This is a genomic window from Pseudalkalibacillus berkeleyi (assembly GCF_021608225.1).
Classification (GTDB): domain Bacteria; phylum Bacillota; class Bacilli; order Bacillales; family Fictibacillaceae; genus Pseudalkalibacillus; species Pseudalkalibacillus berkeleyi.
The window spans coordinates 546,075-570,426 of record NZ_JAKIJS010000001.1 but is presented as its reverse complement, the minus strand read 5'-3'; the positions used below and the strand labels follow the sequence as shown (position 1 = coordinate 570,426).

General features: G+C 37.7%; 30 protein-coding genes, 1 tRNA gene and 2 riboswitches. Of the genes, 10 read left to right on the top strand and 21 right to left on the bottom strand.

The window, feature by feature from the left end; translation table 11 throughout:
* Position 1 precedes the first annotated feature (1 nt).
* The 4 genes from L2716_RS03085 to L2716_RS03070 all read right to left on the bottom strand — a co-directional run bounded on the left by L2716_RS03085 (position 2) and on the right by L2716_RS03070 (position 3,033).
* Positions 2-499: a serine dehydratase beta chain gene (locus tag L2716_RS03085; RefSeq protein ID WP_236331672.1), complete on the bottom strand. Its 498-nt coding sequence runs from the start codon at positions 497-499 to the stop codon at positions 2-4.
* A gap of 155 nt (positions 500-654) precedes the next feature.
* Positions 655-757: riboswitch (glycine riboswitch) on the bottom strand.
* Between the two features lie 97 nt (positions 758-854).
* Positions 855-1,445, bottom strand: a complete 591-nt coding sequence (locus tag L2716_RS03080) for a hypothetical protein (protein ID WP_236331669.1) — start codon at positions 1,443-1,445, stop codon at positions 855-857.
* A gap of 257 nt (positions 1,446-1,702) precedes the next feature.
* The gene (locus L2716_RS03075) at positions 1,703-2,812 is read right to left on the bottom strand and encodes an NADH:flavin oxidoreductase (RefSeq protein ID WP_236331666.1); all 1,110 of its coding nucleotides are present in this window, start codon (positions 2,810-2,812) and stop codon (positions 1,703-1,705) included.
* Positions 2,813-2,958: 146 nt separating this feature from the next.
* Positions 2,959-3,033 (bottom strand) — tRNA-Gln (locus L2716_RS03070).
* Between the two features lie 135 nt (positions 3,034-3,168).
* Between L2716_RS03070 and L2716_RS03065 the strand changes: the two genes are divergently transcribed.
* Positions 3,169-3,429 (top strand): DUF6154 family protein, encoded by a 261-nt coding sequence (locus L2716_RS03065; protein ID WP_236331665.1) that lies wholly within the window; start codon positions 3,169-3,171, stop codon positions 3,427-3,429.
* Here L2716_RS03065 and L2716_RS03060 read toward each other — a convergent pair.
* Both L2716_RS03060 and L2716_RS18385 read right to left on the bottom strand, forming a co-directional pair.
* Positions 3,423-3,776 (bottom strand): hypothetical protein, encoded by a 354-nt coding sequence (locus L2716_RS03060; RefSeq protein WP_236331663.1) that lies wholly within the window; start codon positions 3,774-3,776, stop codon positions 3,423-3,425. The two genes, L2716_RS03065 and L2716_RS03060, sit on opposite strands and share 7 nt — an antisense overlap.
* Before the next feature lie 15 nt (positions 3,777-3,791).
* The gene (locus tag L2716_RS18385) at positions 3,792-4,628 is read right to left on the bottom strand and encodes an STAS domain-containing protein (protein ID WP_236331662.1); all 837 of its coding nucleotides are present in this window, start codon (positions 4,626-4,628) and stop codon (positions 3,792-3,794) included.
* Between the two features lie 195 nt (positions 4,629-4,823).
* On the opposite strand from L2716_RS18385, the gene L2716_RS03050 reads away from it, so the two are divergent.
* Positions 4,824-5,327 (top strand): DUF1572 family protein, encoded by a 504-nt coding sequence (locus L2716_RS03050; protein WP_236331661.1) that lies wholly within the window; start codon positions 4,824-4,826, stop codon positions 5,325-5,327.
* A gap of 182 nt (positions 5,328-5,509) precedes the next feature.
* Here L2716_RS03050 and L2716_RS03045 read toward each other — a convergent pair whose 3' ends face one another.
* The 3 genes from L2716_RS03045 to L2716_RS03035 form a co-directional block, all read right to left on the bottom strand.
* Complete coding sequence (locus L2716_RS03045; RefSeq protein WP_236331660.1) at positions 5,510-6,235, bottom strand: class I SAM-dependent methyltransferase; 726 nt, start codon at positions 6,233-6,235, stop codon at positions 5,510-5,512.
* A 219-nt stretch (positions 6,236-6,454) separates the two neighbouring features.
* Positions 6,455-6,874, bottom strand: coding sequence for a hypothetical protein (locus L2716_RS03040; protein WP_236331659.1), 420 nt, complete (start codon positions 6,872-6,874; stop codon positions 6,455-6,457).
* Positions 6,871-7,464 (bottom strand): hypothetical protein, encoded by a 594-nt coding sequence (locus tag L2716_RS03035; protein WP_236331658.1) that lies wholly within the window; start codon positions 7,462-7,464, stop codon positions 6,871-6,873. The genes L2716_RS03040 and L2716_RS03035 overlap by 4 nt, the downstream gene beginning before the upstream one ends.
* Positions 7,465-7,616: 152 nt before the next feature.
* Between L2716_RS03035 and L2716_RS03030 the strand changes: the two genes are divergently transcribed.
* Positions 7,617-8,852, top strand: coding sequence for an aminopeptidase (locus L2716_RS03030; protein WP_236331657.1), 1,236 nt, complete (start codon positions 7,617-7,619; stop codon positions 8,850-8,852).
* Positions 8,853-9,133: 281 nt separating this feature from the next.
* A complete protein-coding gene (locus L2716_RS03025; protein WP_236331656.1) occupies positions 9,134-10,768 on the top strand; it encodes a M4 family metallopeptidase in 1,635 nt (544 codons plus the stop codon).
* Between the two features lie 67 nt (positions 10,769-10,835).
* On the opposite strand, the gene L2716_RS03020 is transcribed toward L2716_RS03025, so the two are convergent.
* The 7 genes from L2716_RS03020 to L2716_RS02990 form a co-directional block, all read right to left on the bottom strand.
* The gene (locus L2716_RS03020) at positions 10,836-11,096 is read right to left on the bottom strand and encodes a VVA0879 family protein (RefSeq protein ID WP_236331655.1); all 261 of its coding nucleotides are present in this window, start codon (positions 11,094-11,096) and stop codon (positions 10,836-10,838) included.
* Between the two features lie 192 nt (positions 11,097-11,288).
* Positions 11,289-11,867 (bottom strand): competence protein ComK, encoded by a 579-nt coding sequence (locus tag L2716_RS03015; protein ID WP_236331654.1) that lies wholly within the window; start codon positions 11,865-11,867, stop codon positions 11,289-11,291.
* Positions 11,868-12,073: 206 nt separating this feature from the next.
* Positions 12,074-12,607 (bottom strand): GNAT family N-acetyltransferase, encoded by a 534-nt coding sequence (locus tag L2716_RS03010; RefSeq protein ID WP_236331653.1) that lies wholly within the window; start codon positions 12,605-12,607, stop codon positions 12,074-12,076.
* Between the two features lie 10 nt (positions 12,608-12,617).
* Positions 12,618-13,052 carry a flavoprotein gene (locus L2716_RS03005; RefSeq protein ID WP_236331652.1) on the bottom strand — a complete coding sequence of 145 codons (435 nt, stop codon included), beginning with the start codon at positions 13,050-13,052 and terminating at the stop codon, positions 12,618-12,620.
* A gap of 13 nt (positions 13,053-13,065) precedes the next feature.
* The gene (locus L2716_RS03000; protein WP_236331650.1) at positions 13,066-13,935 is read right to left on the bottom strand and encodes a CPBP family intramembrane glutamic endopeptidase; all 870 of its coding nucleotides are present in this window, start codon (positions 13,933-13,935) and stop codon (positions 13,066-13,068) included.
* Positions 13,932-14,381, bottom strand: coding sequence for an NUDIX domain-containing protein (locus L2716_RS02995; protein WP_236331648.1), 450 nt, complete (start codon positions 14,379-14,381; stop codon positions 13,932-13,934). The genes L2716_RS03000 and L2716_RS02995 overlap by 4 nt, the downstream gene beginning before the upstream one ends.
* A 17-nt stretch (positions 14,382-14,398) precedes the next feature.
* Positions 14,399-14,587 carry a hypothetical protein gene (locus L2716_RS02990; RefSeq protein WP_236331646.1) on the bottom strand — a complete coding sequence of 63 codons (189 nt, stop codon included), beginning with the start codon at positions 14,585-14,587 and terminating at the stop codon, positions 14,399-14,401.
* 298 nt (positions 14,588-14,885) lie between these two features.
* On the opposite strand from L2716_RS02990, the gene L2716_RS02985 reads away from it, so the two are divergent.
* Positions 14,886-15,647 (top strand): MerR family transcriptional regulator, encoded by a 762-nt coding sequence (locus L2716_RS02985; RefSeq protein ID WP_236331644.1) that lies wholly within the window; start codon positions 14,886-14,888, stop codon positions 15,645-15,647.
* 113 nt (positions 15,648-15,760) lie between these two features.
* Here the strand turns inward: L2716_RS02985 and L2716_RS02980 are convergent, their stop codons facing one another.
* Together L2716_RS02980 and L2716_RS02975 are read right to left on the bottom strand one after the other, a co-directional pair.
* Positions 15,761-16,036, bottom strand: a complete 276-nt coding sequence (locus L2716_RS02980; protein WP_236331642.1) for a hypothetical protein — start codon at positions 16,034-16,036, stop codon at positions 15,761-15,763.
* 190 nt (positions 16,037-16,226) lie between these two features.
* A complete protein-coding gene (locus tag L2716_RS02975; RefSeq protein ID WP_236331640.1) occupies positions 16,227-16,325 on the bottom strand; it encodes a putative holin-like toxin in 99 nt (32 codons plus the stop codon).
* Between the two features lie 187 nt (positions 16,326-16,512).
* Between L2716_RS02975 and L2716_RS02970 the strand changes: the two genes are divergently transcribed.
* On the top strand, positions 16,513-18,006 hold the full coding sequence (locus L2716_RS02970; protein ID WP_236331638.1) for a flavin monoamine oxidase family protein: 1,494 nt from the start codon (positions 16,513-16,515) through the stop codon (positions 18,004-18,006).
* Positions 18,007-18,024: 18 nt separating this feature from the next.
* Here L2716_RS02970 and L2716_RS02965 read toward each other — a convergent pair whose 3' ends face one another.
* Entirely contained in the window at positions 18,025-18,690 is a 666-nt protein-coding gene (locus tag L2716_RS02965) for a potassium channel family protein (protein ID WP_236331637.1), read from the bottom strand.
* A gap of 127 nt (positions 18,691-18,817) precedes the next feature.
* Positions 18,818-18,970, bottom strand: a riboswitch (cyclic di-AMP (ydaO/yuaA leader).
* A gap of 240 nt (positions 18,971-19,210) precedes the next feature.
* On the opposite strand from L2716_RS02965, the gene L2716_RS02960 reads away from it, so the two are divergent.
* The gene (locus tag L2716_RS02960) at positions 19,211-20,014 is read left to right on the top strand and encodes an MBL fold metallo-hydrolase (RefSeq protein WP_236331635.1); all 804 of its coding nucleotides are present in this window, start codon (positions 19,211-19,213) and stop codon (positions 20,012-20,014) included.
* 99 nt (positions 20,015-20,113) lie between these two features.
* Here L2716_RS02960 and L2716_RS02955 read toward each other — a convergent pair whose 3' ends face one another.
* The gene (locus L2716_RS02955; protein ID WP_236331634.1) at positions 20,114-20,674 is read right to left on the bottom strand and encodes a beta-class carbonic anhydrase; all 561 of its coding nucleotides are present in this window, start codon (positions 20,672-20,674) and stop codon (positions 20,114-20,116) included.
* Between the two features lie 224 nt (positions 20,675-20,898).
* On the opposite strand from L2716_RS02955, the gene L2716_RS02950 reads away from it, so the two are divergent.
* From L2716_RS02950 to L2716_RS02940, 3 genes are all read left to right on the top strand, one after another.
* A complete protein-coding gene (locus L2716_RS02950; RefSeq protein WP_236331632.1) occupies positions 20,899-21,471 on the top strand; it encodes an LOG family protein in 573 nt (190 codons plus the stop codon).
* 385 nt (positions 21,472-21,856) lie between these two features.
* Positions 21,857-22,303, top strand: a complete 447-nt coding sequence (locus L2716_RS02945) for a LytTR family DNA-binding domain-containing protein (protein WP_236331630.1) — start codon at positions 21,857-21,859, stop codon at positions 22,301-22,303.
* A 5-nt stretch (positions 22,304-22,308) separates the two neighbouring features.
* Entirely contained in the window at positions 22,309-22,710 is a 402-nt protein-coding gene (locus L2716_RS02940) for a DUF3021 family protein (RefSeq protein WP_236331628.1), read from the top strand.
* A 45-nt stretch (positions 22,711-22,755) separates the two neighbouring features.
* On the opposite strand, the gene L2716_RS02935 is transcribed toward L2716_RS02940, so the two are convergent.
* Positions 22,756-24,264 carry a sensor domain-containing diguanylate cyclase gene (locus tag L2716_RS02935; protein ID WP_236331626.1) on the bottom strand — a complete coding sequence of 503 codons (1,509 nt, stop codon included), beginning with the start codon at positions 24,262-24,264 and terminating at the stop codon, positions 22,756-22,758.
* Positions 24,265-24,352: the final 88 nt, after the last annotated feature.

Below are 24,352 nucleotides of genomic sequence, written 5' to 3'. Positions count from 1 at the left end.
ATTATTGACCAACAAGCTCAGACGCAGATTGAATAATCCGGTCCAAGTCATCATGCGTACTTAATGTAAAATCAACCTTTTCATCATTTATGCGAAAGATTTTCGATAAACCGCCACCTACTGATGCGCCTCCAATGACAACTTTCTTTGTTCCCAATTTCGCATGAAGGATCGCTACATTCGGGTGTTCGTACTCAAGACAATTTTCTTCGAAAGTAAATGTATAGGTGAGATTCGCCTCTTCAGCTAAATCATACGCAAGTTTTATTCGCTCATCTTCGGTATCGTAGCCTAATAATCCACCAAGTAAAGCTTTATCTGTCCCATGTCCTTGATACGTTTCTGCAAACGAATCAAAGAGTTGAATTTCAACTTGTTCTGGGCTTCCACCTAACAATTCAAATGCTGCTCTTCCGATCCATACGGCTCCTGCTGTATGTGAACTAGATGGTCCAACCATGATCGGTCCAATAATATCAAAACAACTGTTATATCCCATAATTTAAACGCCTCCTATTCAAATAGAGAACGGTATTCACATCAAAATAAATCCACACAAAAAGGACAAAGAAGGTGTTGTTCACCCGCTCTGTCCTTGTAACCTGAGAGTTTTCATTGGTACCCCTTTGGTGGCTCTCGCTCTCTCCAGAGATGCGTCAGATCGTAGTTCATTTACCTGAGAGATTTGCTCCATGGTTTTTTGGAACTTGCTCCTTCGGTGTCGGTTTTTTACTTCCGACTCTCCCACGACCTTCATTCGCGTATACTATTCTATTACCATTATGTCGGAATATAGGTCGTTTTGTCAAAAGGTTTCTACACTTACAGAAACCGCTTACAGTATTGAAACAGCGCTAATCGTCTTTCGATTGCTCAATGACTTGATTCGCTAGATCAATTAAAGTGTCTTTATGCTGGGAAACACTGAATGGTGATTCTTCATTTTTATAGTGCACAGCATAATGTACGCTGTTCAACGTCCAATAAATCATGCTACTTTTCATGGACGTGTTCGATTTAAATTCACCTTCCACAGCTTCAGAAATTTGAATGTCTTCCGTAATGCCATAGTCATTTTTCAATTGCTTTTGATCGTCAGCAATGAGAATGACCCAACCTTTTTCTTTTTGTTGAACGGGTACCGTCATTAATTCAATATGAATTTCTTGTCCATCTTTTGCATTCAGGTCTTCAATATTTTTCACTTTAAAAGGTTCAGCTTCAAAGGGTAAGGTTTTTGGTAGCGCAAGATCGAATGGAAGTGCTTCTATGGCTGCTTTCGTAGAAGTTGCCTCGTATCTTGTCAGCAAAGTTTCGTTATCCTCTGCCTTCACTTCCTTCAAACTAGTCACATCTAACGTATTAGGTAGCTTATTTTCTGGAACTAGGAACATCACAAGTCCAACGATACTCATTATGACAACTGCATGTGTCCACTTTCCCATCAAATCCTCCTAACATGATTACCTATAAATGGTATTTTATAATCCATTCTCGTTCATTTGGTCGGATTCCTTTGAATACATCCATAATAAGTACAATCTTACTAAAAACTCTTGAAAGTTACGCTGGCGCGAATAATGAAATCGCTCAAAACCTCATTTGAGGGTCAGCATGGACCTCTTCATAAAAAGAACATGTCCTGTGGCATTTCCACAGGACATGTCAAATGTTATTTTTCAGTTTTAAAGGGTTGATTATTTTAATTTTGTATTACTTCTGCTTTTAACTCATGTTCTTTAATTTCTGCTCGTGGCATTAGAATGGCTTTTGCGTTGAATTCGTTTAGCTCAATCCCTTTTTCCACGCGATTTGGTAAGTCAGGATTCGCCAATGCTCCGGTTCCAACACTAACAAAGTCTGCTTCTCCGTTTACAATTAACGCTTCAGCTTTTTGTTGATCCACTAATCCACCATTTGCAATTGTCGGTAGATTACTAAACGTTTTTGCAGCACCAGCTAGCGTTTTGGTTCCTTCACCAAAACTTGCTTCCGTTGCATCTCTGTCAGTAACATGAATGTAATCTAAAGAGGTATTTCCTAGTTGACTGAAGATATATTCTGCATCTTTTTCTCCGTTCGGCCATTTGTGCGCTTGGTCGGCAACTTTACCTTGGGATATGCGAATACCGACTAAGTAGTCGTCACCTACAGATTGACGGACTTCATCAATCACTTCGAGCGTGAATTGCAATCGTTTTTCGAGTGATCCTCCATATTGATCATCTCGTTTGTTCAAATAATCTGTTAAGAATTGATCTAGTAGATATCCATTTGCACCATGGATCTCAACACCATCAAAACCAGCATCTTTCGCATTTCTTGCTGCTTTGGCAAACGCCTGTTTCACTTCGTTAATTTGGTCTGCTGAAATTTCATTTGGCGTATCGAAAGGTCCAGAACCACCATAGAAAGGAAGCTGTTCTCCTTTTGGAGCAACCGCAGACGGTGCAATCGTTTCATCTTTATAAGCATTTCCTTGTGCTTGCCCACCAGCATGCATTAATTGAGCAATCATTTTTGTGTCATGAACGTGCACGCTTTCAACAATGGGTTTCCAAGCATCTGTATGTTTTTTGTTCGCAAGTCCAGGTTGTTTGAGATAACCTTGGCTATAGGTCTCATCCAAATAAACACCTTCTGTAATAATGGTCCCGAATCCACCTTTTGCATAACGCTCATAGTACTCCTTCATTTGTTGATTCGGCACTCCATTCGGCTCCGCACTTACACGTGTCATTGGTGCAACGATATATCGGTTCTTTAGAGATAAATGTCCTAGGAAACCTTTAGTAAGTAATTGTGTTGTCATTCAATATCCCTCTTCCTTTTTTATAGTTTATATCCTTTTATTAGTGTTTATTATGTTATCAGCACTCTATCGATCGTTCCAACAATATGCTTAAATTTCCCTTCCTCCAATAAAAAAAACACTCTGAGTAGAGTGTTTAATATGTATGGCTGGGCTAGCTGGATTCGAACCAACGCATGACGGAGTCAAAGTCCGTTGCCTTACCGCTTGGCTATAGCCCAATCTTCAACAGCACATTTTTTATTATGAATGCTTTGCTTGATATTATACCTATATTTTATAAAATATTAGATCATATTTCAAAACGTATGAGGATTAAATGACATGGGAACATTACACTTGAGGTGAGTGGATAGATGAAATTAGTGGATGAATTATACGATACGTACAAGGACCATTTTTCAGCAGATGAGGAAGATATTTATCCGATAATTTATGGCGTCCTAGAGGCCAAAACTAAGGAGGATATCTTCGATCAACTGAATGAGTTATCGCAAGAAAATTTATGCGAGATGGTCACTTTATACATCATTGATCAATTACAAAAGAAACTAGCAGAAGAAGGCATCGGCCATGTAACCTTAGGTCAAGATTACACAGGCGACTACCTTCAATAGCTAGTAGTTTGTTCGGCTTCAGAAGATTTGCCAAACCATTTCTTATAATCATCAATAAGTAGTGGGATCACTAGGCTTGCAAAAATTGAAGCAATCTGTTCCTTTCCGGTGAAAAATAGGTTTAACGTAAAAACTGTTCCAATAAAGCCAAAAGTTAATGTAAACATCCAGAAAACCCTCGTCGAGAACGTAATTTTAAAAACTACAATAACGAGTCGTAAAGCAAAGAAAACAATTAGAAAGACACGTTCCATAAACAAGTCATTCAAATCAAAACCAAATGGATTGATTAACCATTGTAAAGCCAAGAGCAATACAACAATTTCCCAATTGATGTACTTTCTCATTTGACCCCACTTTCTTTAGTGAATGGTTTCTTCGTTCACTCTTTTATAACCTAAAGCCTCTAAAGCTTGTTGTAATGTCGTAAATATATTTAAATCATTTAGTTCAATACCTAAATTAACAGCAGTAATGGCAACTGCTGAGCGAATGCCAGTAATGGCCGATTTCACACCGAGGAGACGCAATGTTTTTACAAGTTGAAATAAATGTTGGGCAACCATCGTATCAACGATGTTTACTCCTGAAAGGTCAATGATGATGCGTTCTAACTTCAATTCCTCACAACGCTCTATCGTTTTGTCTGTAATATGCTGAGCTCGATTCGTATCGATGTCTCCGATGATTGGAAGAACTGCAATTCCCTCAAATAGCGGAACAACAGGTACGGATAATTCCAATAGTGCATCTTGGTATCTCATAGCAATTTCAATATTGTACTCTACATAACTTTTACTGTATCCATAAACAGCCTGATCCAATATCGGGTCAAGTCGATTAGCGATTTGAATGATTTCATCCTTGGAGAAATCTTCGTCTTTTGAAAGTTCAGCAATGTAAGTCCATAACACTTTCCGGTAATAAGGCGTATTCCTCAATGCTTCCGAAAGTGGTGCTTCTACTACAACTGCTTGTTTCCCTTTGTCAGAACCCCATTTGACGACTTCTTCAATATCTGAATGAACATCACAATTGAGATTATCACCAATCAAGGTGATCATATCCAGTGCTCGTTCTTTTAATGACTCTTCAGTGAAGAAGTCATTATCGGTCGTTATATCCTTCATTCTAAGTTCGACAATTTCACTTGCAATTTTTTCTTTGTTTCCAAGTAATAACTCTGCTAGCTTATTCACATTATTTTTCTCTTTTATATTTTTTGACATCCTTACCCCTTCTTTCTTACTATTGCGTCTAACTACTTCGTTATTCAATACAGATTACCTTCATTAAATTTTTCGTTTCAATTAAATTATAATATTAAAGGAATTACTTCTATCATTCGGAAATGTATATATGTATACTAACCATTCTACGATGGAGGCTAAACGATGTCATCAATATACCTAGAAGAAATTCTAAGAAATTTCCAAACGTTGAAGAACCAAGCTGAGCAAGTATTCAATCAACTCAGTACTGAGGAGCTACATTGGGTTCCTAATACCGAATCCAATAGTATCACAATATTAATCAAACACATGAGCGGCAATATGAGGTCAAGATGGACAAACTTCCTCAGTACAGATGGGGAAAAGCCCGATCGGTTTAGAGATCAGGAATTTATTGATGATTTGTCAACTCGTAATCAAATTTTGGACTGCTGGGAAGATGGGTGGAAGTGTCTTTTCCAAGCCTTATCTCACTTAAGTGAGAAGGATTTAGGAAAAACTGTTTTCATAAGAAACAAACCTATGGCAGTCATTAGCGCACTTCAACGACAACTTATGCATTACGCTTCACATATAGGGCAGATGATTTATATAGGTAAGATGGTCAAAAACGATGCATGGAACACACTCAGCATACCACGTGGAAAATCGGAAGAATATAAGTAAGAAAGACCTACAGTGTCAGAAAAACTTTTTAGAAGCTGTTGCGCCCCGATTCAAAGATGACTGGCACTCGTTACTTGATTGCAAATTCGATCTCCCGGATAAAGTGTTCTCGTAAGGTGATCATTAAAGGCTTCTCCAATTAGTAAAAAGATGAGCTCATACACCACACATACTACCTCCCTCTAATGTTTTCTAGCAGACAAGATCAATACTAGAGGGATCCTCTTTCTTCTTTCATATTCCTCCATTGTGCTGAACTGATTTGAATGAGGCTCTCCTTCTTTAAGACCTTCTAATTTAAATCCAATTTGCAACAGTTCCTGAACATATTGCTCTGTTGTCCGGTGATATTTTGTCACTTGTTGATTCATCCAAGGTTCCACTCTTTTACCTTGTTGGAAATAATCATCCACGATCCAGTCCGTTCGTTGGCTCCCCTTTGCACTTTTCATTGAAGCTGTAACGACGGGATGCTGCACACTGAACACGAACTGTCCCCCACTCTTTAACGATTGGGACACGGTATTAAAGAGATGCCCTAGATCGGGTAAGTAATGAAAAACAAGTCTTGATACGACAATATCATATTGATGTTCTTGTAACTTCAAGTCTGTTAAATCACAGACATCTAAACTGGCTTGCTTACCTTTTAAATGGCTTGTTGCTTCATTAATCATTCTTTCTGAACCATCTAAACCGTGATAGCTTGCTGCTCCTTTGCTTAAGAGGTCAAGTCCAAATTGACCATCTCCGCATCCCAGATCTAAGATATGTTTATTTTTCACTTCATCTATTAACATCCAGAGCGCAGGCCCTTCTATTGCATTGTTAGGACTCTCATTTCGGTTACGCCTAGTTTGGAATGTTTTAAAGAACTGCTCTTCATTGTATATTGTATAACCTGCCATCCTTCCACCCCGTTTTTTCAGTTTCTATAAATACATACGAATCAAATAAGTAATCGTTTCAAAAACGGGGCTCTCCAGAAAGTCAGTGAAAACTGACCTTATGACAGCCCCGTTGTTAAATAAAGAAATTGATTTCTTCGAAATCATCAACAATGTTTGATGTGGCTACCGTTTTTTGCTTGGTATTGTTTAATTTTAGGGACTGATCAGACAGCCCCTTTAATAATACTTTTCTAGAAGCTGATAGTCTTTCGTTTTCTCCATTCTAATCTTGTGCTGAATAGCAAATGATTCTAAATCTGTACAAATGTGTGCCGGTTCAAATTCTACTAAACGAATATTAAGTCCCTTACTAACACGGACGACCGCACTTCTTCTCGCCCATCCCGTTCTTTTAAAAACGATTTCGATGATTTGAGCTGGACTTACACGTTTTCGATAAATCGGAACCTTCCAAAGAAGTACTTCGTACATGAGCGAATCATTGAAAATATGACATTGGATTTTTAAAATCGTAAAGAATAATATGATGATTCCTGCAGAGGTCCAGAAGGATAGATTAAACACCTTGGTCCCAACCATTAATAAAGGGTATATGAACATCACAAAAAATAGCGGTAGCCCTGATTTGTATATCATTTTTCATCTTCCCTTTCGTCTACTGGAACCAAATCCTCAGACGACCTAATAAAATTACCTTCTATAGTAATCTCTCTATCTTCTCCATCACCATTCTCGAGTATATCCAACACTTGAATGTCCTTACTGTCGTCTTCTATGTATTGATCGTAATAAGATAGGAGCTTATTGTATAATTCGGGTGAAGGTTCACTGATCTTTAATTGATGTTTTCCGATACCATCTTCAAATTTAATAAAGCTAAGCCTGCCATCTTTAAATATACTAAATGTTGAAACGTTCGTATCCTTTCCTGGATTAATCCAACCTTGGATCGATTGTTGATCCGCATCATATGACGCTTTATGCATTTCTAACGATTCTTCCTTAGTGGCGTTTTTCAGTTGTACATTCTTTATTAACTGATAGAATACATCGATTGTTTCGTCATCATCTGACTTCCCACTAGAGCGATCCAACACATCCATAGACATACTTTCGACCTCTTCAACTACGATATACTCCTTCATAGACTTTGTCTTGGTTTGCTGAGAACAACCAACTATAAATAGAATCAAAATCATCATCGTCATTTTTAAGAGAACACGCATTCCACCACACCTTGACCCACTTTATTTTTTATATTCCGAAACACATTATATCATTAAATGTTGTTATATTTTGGATAATCCTAAAATTTAAGGGAGGCAATTCTAACACCTTACTCTAATCTATGATAATATTTTCCTTAGGAGGGGTTATGATGAAAACATTTGAACAAAAGTTAGATCAATATGCTGAACTAGTTGTAAAAATCGGATTGAATATCCAGGAAGGACAACGTTTGCTGATCCTTTCTCCAATTGAAGCGAAAGACTTCACACGTAAGGTGACTAAGCATGCGTACGATAACGGATGTAAGCACGTGTTTGTCAACTGGAATGATAGTGCAACCTCACGTTTACATTTAGAAGGTGCATCTGAGGAAACGTTGAAAGATAATCTTCAACCTTGGGACGTTGACAAGTTAAATAGTTTAGCAGAACATAACGATGCGATGCTGAATATCACGGGAGATGACCCTAATGCGTTTAGCGGTGTTGCTCCTGAGCGTTTAATGTGGGTCCAAAAGGATAAAGGAGAAAAGCTTCAAGCATTTTCTAAAGCACAATTAAACGGTGATATGCACTGGGCGATTGCTGGGGTTCCTACTTCTGGCTGGGCTAAGAGCGTGTTCCCTGAATTGAGTGAACAAGAAGCCATTGACGCTCTATGGGAAGCAATCTTCAAAACCGTGCGAATTGACCAAGAAGATCCCGTTGCAGCTTGGGAAGAACATACGAATACATTGACTGAAAAAGTGAATTACTTAAACGAAAAGCAATTTAAAACGCTCCACTATAAATCTGAAGGTACAGATTTAAGTATCGATCTTCACCCAGATCACCTATGGATCGGTGGCGGACATAATTCAACAATCGACACATCCTACATACCGAATCTTCCAACAGAAGAGGTATTTACAACACCACTCAAAAATGGTGTCAATGGTACGGTTGCTAGTAAAAAGCCACTCTCAGCAATGGGTAATTTAATTGATAACTTCAGTTTAACGTTTAAAGATGGAAAAGTTGTCGATTTTTCAGCTGAAAAAGGATACGAAACACTTGAGCAATTGTTGAATATTGATGATGGAATGAAGTATTTAGGTGAAGTGGCACTCGTACCTTATGACTCACCTATTTCAAACTCAGGAATTATCTTCAACAATACATTATATGATGAAAATGCAGCCTGTCACTTGGCAATCGGAACATCTATTACAATGTCTGTAAAAGAGGTTGGCCACCTTCAGAAAGAAGAGCTTGAGGAAATTGGCGTAAACCAAAGTCGAGGACACACGGACTTCATGATCGGTTCTGCCGATCTAGACATCGTTGCAGAAACGCAAGAAGGGGAAAAAGTACAACTCTTTAAAGACGGAAACTGGGCTATCTAATTTAATTACCATATTGAATATGGAGTGACCTTGAGCGAATCGAGGTCACTCCTATTTTTTATGACATTGAATTCGATCTGTACTGAGATTATTCTACATCCTTCGTATTAACCTCCCTCTTAATCCCGCCTTATTTCCTATTTAACGACTCTTTTTTATCGAATAACTAGGTATCGAGTGGCGTTTAATTGTTTTAGTATTCAAACTATTCTAAAAATGAGTTAAGCTATGTCTACTTGAGTTTTGACGACTCTAGTTAAATTTATTGGGGAGGTTTCATTTTGAAAAAAGGATTTGTAGCTTTAGGATTATCTTTAGGATTAGTTGGAAGTAGTTTCTCAAATCTAGGATTTGCACAAGACGAAGACTTACTCATTAAGAAAAACAAAGAGTTCGGTACACCGAATTTTATATCTGGGAAACTAGCAGTAGGTACGAAGGAAAAGGCAAAAGAAACGCTTATGAATTACTTGAATGAAAACAAAATGACTTACAAGTTTTCAAGTCAAGCGAACAAAAACTTTAAGATTACTTCTGAAGAAGTCGATCATTTAGGATTTACGGTACTACGACTTCACCAACAATATAAAGGCATTCCAGTCTATGGGTCTACGCAATCTGCCGTCATATCCAAAGATGGAATTCTAACAGCCATTTCAGGGTCTGTCGTTCCTGATCTTGATCAAAAGCAAGGATTGCAAAAAGGAAAGGCACTCTCAAGTAATCAAGCGATGAAAATTGCACAAGGGGATTTAGGTTTTACCCCTGAATATGAATTGACTCCATCTTCTAAAGAAGTGATTTTCGCAGATAATGGCGAAGCTACATATGCGTATGAAGTCAAGCTTAACTTCATTAACCCTAAGCCTGGGAATTGGAGTTATGTCATTGACGCACATAATGGCACAATTCTTTCGAAAATCAATGAGTTTCATAATGCAAAGCCGGGTTCTGGACCTCCAACTTCTGGTGAAGTAACAACTGGTACTGGGACAGGCGTACTCGGAGATACTAAATCCTTAACCACTTTCCTATCTGGCGGGGACTATTATTTATATGACACAACAAGAGGTCAAGGTATTGAAACCTATGACGGGAAAAATCGTCAAATAATACCAGGAAGCTTTTGGACAGATGCCGACAATCAATTTAATCAAGAATATGATAAGGCAGCAGTAGATGCTCATTACTATGCTGGCGTAACATACGACTACTATAAAGATGTATTTAACAGGGATAGTTATGATAATAATGGTGCAAAGCTCGTATCGACTGTACATTACGGAAGGGACTACAATAACGCTGGGTGGACAGGGTCTCAAATGGTTTATGGTGATGGAGATGGCTCTACGTTCACATACCTTTCAGGATCACTTGATGTAATTGGACATGAACTTACACATGCAGTTACAGATTCTACAGCTGACTTGATCTATCAAAATGAATCCGGTGCATTGAACGAAGCAATGTCTGATGTTTTCGGTACACTTGTAGAATTCCATGCAAACAATGATCCAGATTGGTTGATGGGTGAAGATATTTACACACCTGGTATTAGTGGAGATGCTTTACGCTCTATGGCAGATCCTACGACAAGTGGAGATCCAGATCACTATTCAGATCGTTATACAGGTACGGCTGATAACGGTGGAGTCCATACGAATTCAGGGATTATTAACAAAGCTGCTTATCTACTAAGTGAAGGTGGCACGCATTACGGAGTAAATGTTTCAGGTGTTGGTAAAGATAAAATGGGCGATATTTTCTATCGTGCGTTAACGACTTACTACACAGCATCAACTAACTTTAGCCAAGCTCGAGCAGGTACTATTCAAGCTGCAACGGATTTATACGGCGCTTCAAGTGCAGAAGTACAATCTGTTAAGGATGCCTTTACTTCTGTAGGTGTAAACTAATTGAATTGATTGAAGGTGAGTTGGCCTACTTGTTGGGTCAGCTCTTTTTTTGCTGAAGTGACATTTATTATGCAAAATCAAATATTTCCATATTGTTATCTCGGTTCACTTCAACGACTTTTCCTTTTCCGAAGGTCCCTCTCTTCGCCTCATAGTGACAACTCTTACAAAATGAATAGGCCAAATCTGGAGGATATCCCTCTTGCAAGAGGTCATGTACTGATTGATTATGTTGACAGTTCGGGCATTGGAAATACCAATTACGCTTCTCTTTACCATAAAGAACAACACCGTGCATTTCCCACTCCTGTAAAGAATATTTCAGCATTTCAATATACACCTTCCTCTTCAAAAAATTGGCTTGTTAAAAGCATAATCAATAAATATTAAACTCATTTAAAGGTTGGATGAGAATTGTGTTACCGTAAAGAAAAAAAGACAGCTACCCCTTCTGTAGCTGTCCTTGGTTGTTTTTCTCCCTACACCTCTAGTTATGTAACTCTATCCATATGCATTCAATCTAAAAGTGAGAGGTGTTTTGTGAAAACGAATAAGCACCTGTTGACTCCATAATGACTGATTGTTCAAGCTGCGAAAATTGTTCTGTGCGGTTTGATCGGTCTGATTGCATGTCCTGAACACTCATGAGATGCCTGAATTGTGCAGTGCGGTTTACTTTAATCTCCATCGCAGCGCGACTAACCTTAATAGGTATTGCTCTATGGTTACTTAAAATGACCTGACAGCTGTCAGCATCCGATGGTACGATTTCTTTCACATGTCCATGTGCAATCCAAATACACGATTCTGTTTTCGGAGAGTGAGTAGGAAAGAAATAGATACTGGAACGATTGCAAATCATAATGGGTACCATACGATTATATTTCGTAAGATGAGCTGCACCCTCCACTCGACCTTGATAACTCGATCCATGAAACAAACAATTATTTTTGATAATCTCCATCGGTTTTTCAGAAACAAGCAATTCCCTACCCCATTCCATGACTAAAGAAAACAAATGCCCATGTTCATTGTAATGTGGTAAAATGACCATCGTCTCTCCATTAATCAAATACTCCGCCTTTTTCAATCTAGCCATAAAATCTCCCCCAAAATGATATTGTTTGAAGGTCTTAGGTGCCTACATCACCCCTCCTTTCTCTTAGATAAGACAATAGTACCATATACTGGTAATAAAATGTTTAATAATTTGAAATTATTTGCATTTTTCAATATATTGACATTACGGTTTAGTATTCACAAAAAATAAAAGACCACTGAGTTCATTTCAGCGGCCTTCTATTCTTACTCATATTCTCTTTGTAAAATACTCATAATTAAGGAATCCTGCCAATTCCCCTTACGGTATCTCATCTCTCTCAGTCTACCTTCTTGACTGAATCCCAGGTTTTTATACATGCGAATTGCGTGATTATTATCTGCGAAAACTCTTAGAGAAAGTCGGTGTAGGTTCAATTCAGAAAAGACATAGTCCATCAACAATTTCATCGACTCTGAACCAAGACCCATACCCCTATACTGATTCTCACAGAGTGCAATATAACACTCTGCATTTTTTTGATAGTGATTAATGTTAAACAATCCCATGTAGCCAATCGCTATGTTATCTTCAATGTGCTCAATGATATAATTCTTGCGATGTTCCGCAGATAGCATTCCTTTAAATGTTTCTTGCACATCTTCTATCGATTGAAGATCAATGAATGGATTAATTAATGGAGCAATATCCATGTCATTTTGCCATCGATGGAAGTCCTTTACATCATCGCCAGTCATTTTTCTTAAGCGAACTTTCTCTCCTCTAAATAACAACGCCATCCCTCATCTCTTATTTAAGACTTGTTTCTGATGGTATAGCTGAAACTGGAATACCGGCTTCGATATAACTTCTACACAGCTTCCATTTGCCAGCAATCCGTTTAATAGTATCTGTAAAAAAGTGTGCAGTTTCTAGTTGCTTTCCATCAAGTGAAAGTCCGACCCAAAAGGTGACGAGCATTTCATTTTCTCTAAGAGGTATTTGATATCCTTCGACGATTTTCCATTCAACTTCCATTCCCTCAAATGAACGAAATGCTTGAGACCAACCTTCAATCGATTCTTCATATCCATAATCTTGAATCAGTACTTCACCTTTAACTTCCCTAACCTCTCGCGCTTGGAAGTCCATAGTCATGTGACTTTTGATTGAATCTAATGAACAACTTTTCCAACCTGAAAAATATTCTTCTAAAAATTGAGCAAATTCATTTGGATTGTTCATTTTCTCACTTCCTTCAGAAAGATTGATTCATACTTTGCTCTTCATCCAACTTAGTCGTTTGATTTATATCTTTGATCATTTTTACAGCTATCCAGCCCATAAAGATTAAACATACCAATGCATAGATCCCGATATAAGGACCTACCATTTGTAGTTCCGTAATCGTTTCCGTAATATTTGTGCTTTCGCTTCCACTTGGACTTGTTGTAAGTGTAAGAAAGGCAACCAAATTATTTAACGCGTGACAGATGATCGGTACCCAGATGTTCTTTGTTTTGAGGTAAAAGATACTTAGGAAAATACCAATTGTGAAATGTCCAATCATTCCGCTATTCATATGAATCAAACTGAAGAGCGCTGATGAAATCAAGATTCCTGCTACATTTCCATACTTAACGCGTAATTTCTGAAGTAACGTCGCTCTAAATAACAGTTCCTCGACTACAGGTGCAACGAGAACAATCAAAAAGAACGAAGAAACTTTAGTTGAATTAACGAAGGCATTGGTTGAATCATTATCTTCTAAGAGATTCAACAAATAATCCGGCACAATAAAGGAGAATAGATAAAACAAATAGGATACCGCAGCTAATGAAAACGTTAGATGAAAGAGTGTGAAAAACGTTTTCCTAACAAGGTGATCTGACTTTCGGATCGGTTGAAACAATGATTTCATATCAATCTGATTTTTCCGGTATGCGCGTTTTAACCAAAGGAACGCAACACCGTATAATGCAAATTGACTGAAAATAACAATCGGCATGATTCCTTCACCATTATTCTGAAATATGTAAATCAACCCACCAAACGCTAACGCTGCAATTGTTAATAAAGTCCATAATATTAAGTAGCGAAATTTCACACCTTTATAGGCTGGATTCATAGCTTAGTCTTCACATCCTCTCGAAGGGTTTCTTCTGCTCTCCTCAAGGATTCTATTAAGTAATCAGGTGCATCTGGATGAATAGCTACTTCTTCAAAGGTCATCCACCAAACGCCATCAACCTCATCCTCACTCTTTGCATAAACGACTCCACTCTCGTGTTCACATAAGAAAACAATATCCACCACATGGTATTTCTCATCAACAACAAAGGATGTACTATGTACATAAGTCATTCGATTCTTTACGTAAATCCCTACTTCTTCTAGTACTTCTCTTTTAACCGTTCTTTCGAGGATGTCACGCATATTTCCTTCGCGTTCAACCTTTCCACCAACTAAGGATAGCAATCCACCTGCATGCTCTTCCTTTTCACTTCTTTTAATAATTAACCAGTGCCCATCTTTATGGACTGCTCCTTCAACATTGACAATGAACTGCTCCACACCTAACACCCCGTCTATCAAGCTTTATTTCTATTATTTTGATGAATAGCCAAATACAATAATCCAGCTAAACCAATGACACCAAAGATTAACGCAACAATATCAGTCTTTGAATAGGGTCTATAGTAGAAAAAGTTCGAAATGACCCCTGAACCAACGACGATAAAAAGGATCCACAAACCATATTTGCAGAAAAAACGATACAAAACCTAACACCTCTTTGACTTCTTTCTGTAATTTGTATGCAAAATCTTTCACTTTATCTTCTGGTGCTTGAATTAAATGGTTATACACTAGAACAAGAATGATACCACAGGATGACGTGATCATTCCATATTTGCATCTTCATTCAACCACTCCATGCAAAAATTGACAAAGTTTGACTTTAATCTTTTTCTACATAAATTGTAAAATGCCTTTATTTTTCTTAAACATGATCCATAATAAAAAAGTTGTTGACTCTCACGTTACGTAATACTTTACGATTAAATCGAGGTGATTCGAATGTATAAAGTAAAGGAAGTATCTGAAATGGTTGGAGTGAGTGTAAGAACACTCCATTATTATGATCAAATCAACTTATTAAAACCTGAAAGTATAACCCCGGCCGGGTATCGACTTTATACAAATCGAAACCTCGAGCGTCTACAGCAAATACTTTTCTTCAAAGAAATTGGATTTCAATTAGACAAAATTCAGGAGATATTGGATAGACCCGACTTTGACCGGAAGCAAGCTTTATACACCCACAAAAAGCTTTTATCCGAGAAGAAGAAGCGTATGGAGGAAATGATCCGAACAGTCGATAGGACCATTCAATCGATCGAAGGAGGTACTAAAATGAAGGAAAAAGACATGTTCAATGGCTTCGACATGAAAGAAATTGAAGAACACGAAAGGAAGTATTCTGAAGAGGCGAAGAAAATGTATGGAACAGATATCGTAGAATATACTCAGCAAAGAACTTCAAAATATACGAAGGAAGACTGGGCTAGGATACAAAATGAAAGTAAAGACATTTATCAGCGAATCGCTGACCGAATGGATCATAGCCCAAACGACCAAGAGGTTCAAAAAGCAGTTGGTGAGTGGAGACAGCATATTACCAATTATTATTATGATTGTACAATTGAAATATTTAGAGGTCTCGGTGATCTCTACGTGGAGGATGAAAGATTTACAAAAAACATTAATAAAATGAAACCTGGATTAGCCCAATTCTTAAGAGATGCCATACACATCTATTGTGATCAACAATCTAATTAAAGGATGATTAACTGACTTTAGAAGACGTTCTAGAGTCAGTTGTATTTTTTTCAGAAAAAAGAGTGCTCCAAAAGCGCTTTGTCTTTTGATACACTCTTTACTTGTGTTTTCGTTCAGCCAAACAATGTCCCAATAAATACAATGAATATTAACATAATCGATAGAAGCCCTGTTACAAGTACTGTAGAGATTGTTCGTGCAGCGGATTTCCAATTTTCCACCCCAACCGTGCCTATCATACCAAGCACAAATGTCAGTAGGACCAAGCCAAAAAGTACAGGGTAACTCAATTCCTGTGGGAGGCGTTGTTCAAAAAAAACTTTTCCAAGAAACAAGGCTAAGCTAATCACCATTAAAAAGAAGGAACTGAAATTCAAGAATACACCCATACATCCCCTCCTCAAGCTGTACATGTATACTTAATACTTTCGCCTCACATGAGTTATGTCCTCTAACGAATGATTGCTATTTTACGACAAGCGTTTCCTGTTTATCGACTTTTTTGCATCGGAAGTGTCATTTATTAGAGAAAAAAAGAAGCAGTCCTCCTCAGAAGAACTGCCAACAAAAATCCCATATTCAGTTAAGTGCGTTCATAATCAAAATCGTGACAGTGATAATCCCAATTGTGTACATTCCAAACTGGAGCATTAAACCGATCGCCTTCTCTGGAGTCATACCCATTCCCCTTTCAAATTCGTCACAACTTTGTCTCTTTAAACATTAGGATGGCAAAATCAAGCCTGTCCTAAACCACAAAAAATATGTTTTCAATATTTCCTGTTGAAGATTTTCCATTTACCATTCATTTGGGATATTCCTCTTTCAGCCTTAATAAAATGAAAAGGTGAAGGGGTTGGATCGGATGAGAAGAGACCAAAAAGATGCAATGTATGATACTCCAGCATACCCAGACGATATGCTTTCGATAATCAATGAAGGTTTACAGGTCGGTGGCAAACCAAAGCGTGTTATCATTTTGGGGGCTGGAATGGCCGGTCTTGTTGCTGGATCTTTATTGAAAGAGGCAGGTCATCACGTAACGATTTTAGAAGGTAACAATCGTGTTGGTGGTAGAGTTTATACAATGCGTGAACCATTTTCCAAAGGAAATTATTTGGATGCAGGTGCAATGCGTATACCGAATTCGCACAAACTTGTTCTTGCATATATTAAACAATTTAAATTACCAGTAAACGAATTTATCAACTCAACCCCGTACGATATCATCTATGTGAATGGCATTAAAACGCGACGTTATTTATATGATCAAAATCCAGCGATATTAAAATACCCTGTTGCCAAGAAATATGAAGAGATCACTGCTCTTAATGTGTTCCTTGACGCCGTAAAGCCATTCATCGACTTATATAACAACGCTACACCTGAGGAAAAGATCAAGATTAAGAAGAAATACGACCAATATTCGTTCGGTACATTTCTGAAAAATAATCCTTTTGGAAAATCAGTCGATACAGCAACCATTAGAATGATTCAAGTATTACTTGGAATCGAAGGATTTCCGGAGCTTTCGTTCGTAGATATTATCACAGACATTGTTACCAATCTGTTTAGTGAGGACCTCATTTATTACGAAATAACCGGTGGGAACGACCTTCTCCCGTGGGCCTTTATGAGAGAACTTAATTCAAATGTCCTTTTTAACCATCAAGTAATGGAGATCAATCAGGAAGAGGATTGTACTCGTATATCGACGATGAATCTTGAAACAGGAAGAAAGCATGAAATCATTGGAGATTATGTGATTACAACGATACCATTTTCAGTATTTCAATTCATTAAGATTCAACCATACAATTCTGTATCTTTTCAAAAACGGTCAGCCATTCAATCTTTACATTATGTACCTTCAACAAAGATCGGACTGGAATTTAACGAGAAGTTTTGGGAGCGAGAGAAGCTTTTTGGAGGAAGTTTAACAACTGACCTTCCGTTACAGTTTGCCTATTATCCGAGTCACAATATCGGAATGCCTGGTCCAGGGGTCATGTTAGGTAGCTATAGTTGGGAAGATAACGCAGCTTTGTGGGATTCGTTACCTGAAGAGTTAAGAATTTTTCAGTCACTACGGCAATTGGCAGAGGTTCATGGACCAATCGTTTATGACAGCTTTCAGAATGGCGCGTCATTCAGCTGGTCTCAGAATCCATTCTCTGGTGGCTGTTTCACATTATTTAAGCCTTATCAGTACTCTGAATTCGGAGAGGTGATTAAACAGCCTGAAGAACGGATTCATTACGCCGGTGAGCACACATCATCATTCCACGGCTGGATCGAAGGAGCCATTCAATCAGGCATACGGACAGCGTACGAAGTCAATCAACGGACTTTAGATTAGAGCAATCGTGCGTTGTGTTTACAACCCACGATCTTCAAAACGTTTTAAGTCATCATTTGTCCCGATAATAATCATTGTATCCCCTTCGGATAAAATGACATCGGCTGATGGAGAAACGATAATCTCAACGCCTTTTTTGATTCCTACGATATTGCAACCATATTTTGCTCGAATATTTAAATGACCGAGTGTTTTTTGATTGACTTTTGGCGTTGCAATTAGCTCAACAATGCTATGGTCAGGAGATAACTCAATGTAATCAATAATCTTTTCAGATACAACATGATGTGCGAGCCTTTTTGCGATATCTCTTTCAGGATGGATGATCCGGTCCGCCCCTATTTTCTCAAGCACCATCCGGTGATATTTGGATTGGGCCTTTGCCCATACTGTTTTCACTCCTATTTCTTTTAATACGAGTGTTGTGAGTATGCTTGACTGAATATCATCACCTAATGAAACGATAACCAAATCGAAATTACGTACTCCTAGCGATTTCAATACACCTTCATCTGTTGAATCGGCTACGACAGAATGGGTTGCTAAAGACGAATAGGCATCAACTCTATCCTCATTCCGATCAATCGCAAGGATTTCAGTATTCAATTCCGCAAACTCCTTGCATAAACTCCCGCCGAAATTCCCAAGTCCTATTAATCCGATTTGTTTCAGTCTAGTGGCCATAATCCATTTCCCTTCCTAGCTGTTACCATATATTTTGGCTCTATTTACAATTACTATGATTTATTTTTGAGCACACAAAAAACCACAGAGAGAATCCCATGGTCAATTAGTAGAATTGATCACAATTCATCACAGCCCTATACGCTTACGAGGTTAGCTGTCGGATTCGGGCGTAAAGTGTCGCCCTACCTTTCACTACTAAATAAGGATTCACCCCTAGTGATCTTACATCACAAAATATGTGGGTCCCCCGCTTTTTCAAATTCAGCGTTTGTAAATCAATTTATTATTTTAGATGAACCTAATATTACCCCTCACTCACAAGGCTTGTAAAGGGGTTTTTAAGTAAAGCTCTTAGATTTTTTTCTATCAGTTCAAAATCAATATCCATTGATGATATTAGTGCAATGTACAGCATTTATCAATACGAATATAGAGTTTAATGAAATGTTGCAGGAAAACTTTATTTTATATGGAAGATTGATGAATGCACCATTTTACGAAAGTAGGTCTAATGAATATGGATATCACAAAGTTTGGAGATGTAGAAAGTTTACATGTGAAATGCTCTGCTGGGCATATGTATTTGCATTATTATCTTTATTTTGTTGATGGTATGTTAGTGGATGCAGGACCAAAGAGCTGCGAAGAAAGCATCATCCCTTATTTTAAAACAAAGAAGATCAATACCGTTGCCCTGACTCATTTCCATGAAGACCATACGGGTAATGTTAGATGGCTACAAGATCATATGCATCCAGAAATCTACATACACCCAATGTCACTGGACATATGTGCACGTGACGGACAATACCCAGATTATCGACATGAATTCTGGGGATCTAGAGACGGGTTTCATGCTAAGCCTATTCGAACGAGCGTTCAATCAGATAACTTCTCATGGGAAGCCATCCATACCCCTGGTCATTCAAGAGATCATCTTGTCTTTTATAACAAAGAGACAGGGAGACTGTTTTCTGGAGATTTGTTCGTTACACCAAAACCCAAGATCTCTATGTGGCAAGAATCAATACCAACCGTTATGGACTCGATCAGGACCGTCTTGACATACGATTTCGATGAAATGTTCTGTGCTCACGCGGGTTATGTTCCTAATGGACGGGTAATGCTTGAAAAGAAATTAGATTATCTCATTTCCACACATGAACAGATCAACAGTCTATATCAACAAGGATTAACACTAGAAGAAATTGATGCCAAAATGTATGCCCAAGAGTCCCCTTTAAAACATATATCAAAAAAAGAATGGGATTCTTTACATTTTGTCCGATCGATGATTAAGGATGAGCCTAGTTTGAGGTGAACGATGCCTCTTGATTATGTAGAGTAATGAAAGAGAAAACTGGCCAAACCTCATTTAATATAAGGTTTGGCCAGTAAACAATTGATCACATTTTCACTATTATTCATATCCGTTGACGATGAGGTCAAGTTTCCCCGTATCTGGCGCAATAACGAGACCATGAACAGGCGTGTCCTTTGGTAACAATGGATGGTTCTTTACTACGTCAACGCTATTTTCGACGCTACTTTCTACGCTATCGAATCCTTTGAGCCAGTTTTTCAAGTCAATACCAGCATGTTCAAGTGTGTCGACAGTGTCTTCGGAAACGCCGCGGTCCTTGAACTTACTAATCATTTTTTCAGGATCGACACTAGACATACCACATTGGTGGTGACCGATGACGAATACTTCATCCGCATTTAATTCATACACTGCAACGAGTATACTTCGCATAACACTGTCAAATCGGTCTGACACAATCGCACCTGCATTTTTCACCGATTTAAAATCTCCATTACTCAAGTTCATAGCCTTGGGCAATAGCTCGACAAGTCGAGTATCCATACACGATACAATAACCATCTTTTTGTCAGGAAGTTTCGAGGTAACGTATGGTTCGTATTGCTTTTCTTGCACAAATGATTCATTGAAACTTAATACTTCATCCAATAGTTGCATTTACTAATCCCTCTCTTCTATTGATTACACATCTCTATACTATCTCAAATACGGATAAGGCTCAAAATTTTTCACCAAATGGGATTAATAAAAATGCTATTCTTTGTAGAAGCCGACATTTTTTGTTACACCTATTCATACTAGGAATGTTTACACTTGTTCTTCATATCTACAGCATGATTGTCATATAGTATTAGGAATATAGTGCAAAGGGGGACGCATTGATGTATAAATTTTCATCAATATGTGTATTTTGTGGGTCCAGTTTCGGGACAAGCAATTTATATAAACAAGAAGCGAAAAAGCTTGGAGCGTTGCTAGCTAAGCATCATATAGAATTAATCTATGGGGGTGGCAATTCAGGGTTAATGGGTACTCTAGCTCATTCCGTCATGAAAAATAACGGAAAAGCAACCGGGATAATAACGAAGAAAATTTATGATAATGTCGACCATTTAGAATTGACTGACCTAAAGATTGTGGATAGTATGCATGAACGTAAAGCGATGATGTATCAATTAGCTGAAGCATTTATTGCGCTGCCCGGCGGGATCGGCACGATGGAAGAAATGTTCGAGGTAATGACATGGAACCAAATTGGATACCACCTGAAACCGCTGGGACTCTTCAACATTGATCACTATTATGGTCCTTTAAACGACTTACTTGAACATATGCTTGAAGAAGGCTTTGTTCAAAAGCAGCATATGACTCAAACGATTTTCGAGAACGATGCAGAACGGTTACTAAATCGCCTGAACTCAATAGAATTATCGGAAATGAATAAATGGAATTGAAGAAGCTGACACAAAGGACACTCGGTCCTTCTTGTGTCAGTTTTTTGATTAAACAATTCTGGTAGGACAATTATACTAAAATGTCTAGATTAATCTGGGAAATGTCGAGATTGATCTGGGAAATGTCGAGATTGACTCGGGAAATGTCAAGAATATGTGATGAAATGTCGAGATTAGACGACCAATTGTCGAGATTATGAAATGAAATCAACAAATACAATTAATGAGTGAGAAAGTCAGTAGGATGTCACCCTTTGTGTCATCCTCTTTTTTTACCTAACGAACCACTTATACACGAATTGATACATGTTATACATAATGTCTAGCAGAAAAAAATGGAATCTGCAATACTGTTAATAGATACCAAATACTGAGGTGACGAAGAATGGATGTACATATCGACATAAGTGAAAAGTACCAAGGATTATCAATTACAGTCCACGCAAAGCAATGGTCAAATGAGATTGACGCACTTGTAAATAAAATTAAAAGTCCACAAGCACAAAAGTTGTTCGGAGAAAAAGATGAGCAAACTATCGTTTTACAGCCTGAAGAAATCGACTACATTTATTCTCAACATAGAAAAGTATTTGTGACCATTAATGGTTCTACATTCGAGGTGAAATACAAATTATATGAGATTGAGAAATTGCTAGAAGGCTATCAATTCTCAAGATTCTCTAAATCTGTCATTGGAAACCTTGAGAAGATTAATCGATTTGAGGTCGCCTTCAATGGAAACTTATGTGTCTACTTTCATTCTGGTCAAAAGGAATATGTATCACGGAAATATGTCCAAGAAATCAAACAAAAATTATTACAAGGGAGCTGAACAGTATGTTTAAAGAAATGATTCGAAGAGGTTTTATCGGTATTAGTTATAGCGGTATCATAACATTCTGTGCGTTAACCATTATTAAGGTTAATGAGCTTAATGTATCAGCATCAGAAATTTGGGTTCATATGCTAGGCAGCATCGCATTAGGGATTTTTTGGGGAATGGCATCATTGATCTTTGAGAATGAATCATTTAGTCCCCTCATGCAAATTCTGATTCATTTTTCTGCGTCCATCATCTTCTTCTATCCAATTGCGATCCTTTTAGGATGGATCACCCTTTCAGCAATTACAATATTAAGTAGCTTTATTATTTTTATCATGATTTACTTTATCTTTTGGTTCACAATCCGTTTCTATATAACAAGGATGGCATCATCATTAAATAACGCAATAAAATAAACAAGTGACCCAGAGGATAAGATCCTTTGGGTCACTTTTATACGTTTACTTCACAAGACTCCTTACTTGCTCTGTTTCCTCATAAAATCGAACGGTGTTTCTGCCTGAATTTTTCGCTTGATATAAAGCGTCATCCGTATCCACGATGAGTTGTAAGTGATTCATTTCTCGTGTTGGTTCAACCGTTGCAACCCCTACACTTACTGTCACAGTAGGCTTCACTTTAGAATTAACATGTGGAATTGCTAATACTTGGACACTCTTCCGAATCGCTTCTGCAACCTTTAATGCACCCTTTTCACATGTACCTGGCAATATGACAACGAACTCTTCTCCTCCATACCTTGCAATCATATCATTTGGTTTATTTAGAACCTTGTTGCCGACATTGGCAATTGCTTTAATACATTCATCACCTTGTTGATGACCATACGTATCGTTATACAATTTAAAATAATCTATATCGAACATAATTAATGAAAGAGGCTGTCCTTTCTGAATCGCTTTCTTCCATTCCTCTTCAAGCTGTGCATCAAAATATCTTCGGTTGAAGATTTCAGTTAAACCATCCAAGTTGGATAAACGCTTCAAACGATCATTTTTCTCGATTAAATCACTTTCTAATTGCTTCCGAATATCGACATCTCTTGAGGAACACATTAGCTCATCAGAAACTAATCCTAACCCTGTCAGTTTTTTAGATGTCGTTTCAAGCCAGACATAACTGCCATCTTTTCTTTTAAACCGGTATTCAACAACAAATCCTTGATCTGTATCAACCACGGTATTATGAGACTCTGAAATCCTCAACAAATCTTCTGTATGATAGAAGTCATAAGGATTTTTACCAATTAGTTCCTCAGGTTTATATCCTAATATAATAGAGCTTGATGGAGATACATACTTAAACCTACCATCTAAATCATGTGTTGAAATTAAATCAGAAGAGTTCTCTGCTAATAATTTATAATATTTGATTGAACGATGATTCTTGTTCGCACTTTGAATAGATTCAGCCAATATATATGTGAATAGATTCCCAATGATTGCAAAAGGAACAAAGAACATAAGGATCATATGAGTAAGGTCAGGGTCTTTTAATAAGTAATAAATAGTTACTGAAAACGCAAGCACACTTATCAAATTTAATGCAACGTACTGATAAATGATTCTTTTCACCTTTATGATTGAAAGAGCACCAAGTACGATTCCAATGACGATCGTTACAGAACCAGCGACAATTGAAGCTGTATTAACGCCATACAAAGCTACCCTCATCGTTCCGATGACAATACTAGCAATGATACTTCCTATTGGTCCACCGAAAACAGCTGCCAAGACCATTGCTAAGTGTCTTAAATCTACAATAACCGTATCATTCGGGTGAATCGCGTTTAACATGAGTAAAGTACCAAGCACTCCCCCACCAAGTCCTACGATCATTTTAATATATATAGATGTATTCCCCATTAATGGTCTATTTTGAAAGACTTTACCTGCTATAAATAGAAATGCACTCGTCACTGCTAAATTATTTAAAAGGTCAAGAAACATCTGCATCACTCCACGCTTGTTGAAATTCACTTCTTGATTTAATCATTCGATACACTATATATATCGGTTACAATTGCCGATCTCTCTA

Excerpts from the sequence above, each read along its gene's own strand:
- L2716_RS02970 (WP_236331638.1), top strand. The coding sequence starts at position 16,513 with ATGAGAAGAGACCAAAAAGATGCAATGTATGATACTCCAGCATACCCA.
- L2716_RS03080 (WP_236331669.1), bottom strand. The coding sequence starts at position 1,445 with ATGGGAAAGTGGACACATGCAGTTGTCATAATGAGTATCGTTGGACTT.
- L2716_RS02950 (WP_236331632.1), top strand. The coding sequence starts at position 20,899 with ATGTATAAATTTTCATCAATATGTGTATTTTGTGGGTCCAGTTTCGGG.
- L2716_RS03045 (WP_236331660.1), bottom strand. The coding sequence starts at position 6,235 with ATGGCAGGTTATACAATATACAATGAAGAGCAGTTCTTTAAAACATTC.
- L2716_RS03085 (WP_236331672.1), bottom strand. The coding sequence starts at position 499 with ATGGGATATAACAGTTGTTTTGATATTATTGGACCGATCATGGTTGGA.
- L2716_RS03020 (WP_236331655.1), bottom strand. The coding sequence starts at position 11,096 with ATGCTGAAATATTCTTTACAGGAGTGGGAAATGCACGGTGTTGTTCTT.
- L2716_RS03005 (WP_236331652.1), bottom strand. The coding sequence starts at position 13,052 with ATGAACAATCCAAATGAATTTGCTCAATTTTTAGAAGAATATTTTTCA.
- L2716_RS03035 (WP_236331658.1), bottom strand. The coding sequence starts at position 7,464 with ATGCGTGTTCTCTTAAAAATGACGATGATGATTTTGATTCTATTTATA.
- L2716_RS03015 (WP_236331654.1), bottom strand. The coding sequence starts at position 11,867 with ATGGCTAGATTGAAAAAGGCGGAGTATTTGATTAATGGAGAGACGATG.
- L2716_RS02940 (WP_236331628.1), top strand. The coding sequence starts at position 22,309 with ATGTTTAAAGAAATGATTCGAAGAGGTTTTATCGGTATTAGTTATAGC.
- L2716_RS02965 (WP_236331637.1), bottom strand. The coding sequence starts at position 18,690 with ATGGCCACTAGACTGAAACAAATCGGATTAATAGGACTTGGGAATTTC.
- L2716_RS02955 (WP_236331634.1), bottom strand. The coding sequence starts at position 20,674 with ATGCAACTATTGGATGAAGTATTAAGTTTCAATGAATCATTTGTGCAA.
- L2716_RS03050 (WP_236331661.1), top strand. The coding sequence starts at position 4,824 with ATGTCATCAATATACCTAGAAGAAATTCTAAGAAATTTCCAAACGTTG.
- L2716_RS02960 (WP_236331635.1), top strand. The coding sequence starts at position 19,211 with ATGGATATCACAAAGTTTGGAGATGTAGAAAGTTTACATGTGAAATGC.
- L2716_RS03040 (WP_236331659.1), bottom strand. The coding sequence starts at position 6,874 with ATGATATACAAATCAGGGCTACCGCTATTTTTTGTGATGTTCATATAC.
- L2716_RS03065 (WP_236331665.1), top strand. The coding sequence starts at position 3,169 with ATGAAATTAGTGGATGAATTATACGATACGTACAAGGACCATTTTTCA.
- L2716_RS02980 (WP_236331642.1), bottom strand. The coding sequence starts at position 16,036 with ATGGGTGTATTCTTGAATTTCAGTTCCTTCTTTTTAATGGTGATTAGC.
- L2716_RS02975 (WP_236331640.1), bottom strand. The coding sequence starts at position 16,325 with ATGACTCCAGAGAAGGCGATCGGTTTAATGCTCCAGTTTGGAATGTAC.
- L2716_RS03060 (WP_236331663.1), bottom strand. The coding sequence starts at position 3,776 with ATGAGAAAGTACATCAATTGGGAAATTGTTGTATTGCTCTTGGCTTTA.
- L2716_RS03000 (WP_236331650.1), bottom strand. The coding sequence starts at position 13,935 with ATGAATCCAGCCTATAAAGGTGTGAAATTTCGCTACTTAATATTATGG.
- L2716_RS02945 (WP_236331630.1), top strand. The coding sequence starts at position 21,857 with ATGGATGTACATATCGACATAAGTGAAAAGTACCAAGGATTATCAATT.
- L2716_RS03030 (WP_236331657.1), top strand. The coding sequence starts at position 7,617 with ATGAAAACATTTGAACAAAAGTTAGATCAATATGCTGAACTAGTTGTA.
- L2716_RS02935 (WP_236331626.1), bottom strand. The coding sequence starts at position 24,264 with ATGTTTCTTGACCTTTTAAATAATTTAGCAGTGACGAGTGCATTTCTA.
- L2716_RS02985 (WP_236331644.1), top strand. The coding sequence starts at position 14,886 with ATGTATAAAGTAAAGGAAGTATCTGAAATGGTTGGAGTGAGTGTAAGA.
- L2716_RS03010 (WP_236331653.1), bottom strand. The coding sequence starts at position 12,607 with ATGGCGTTGTTATTTAGAGGAGAGAAAGTTCGCTTAAGAAAAATGACT.
- L2716_RS03075 (WP_236331666.1), bottom strand. The coding sequence starts at position 2,812 with ATGACAACACAATTACTTACTAAAGGTTTCCTAGGACATTTATCTCTA.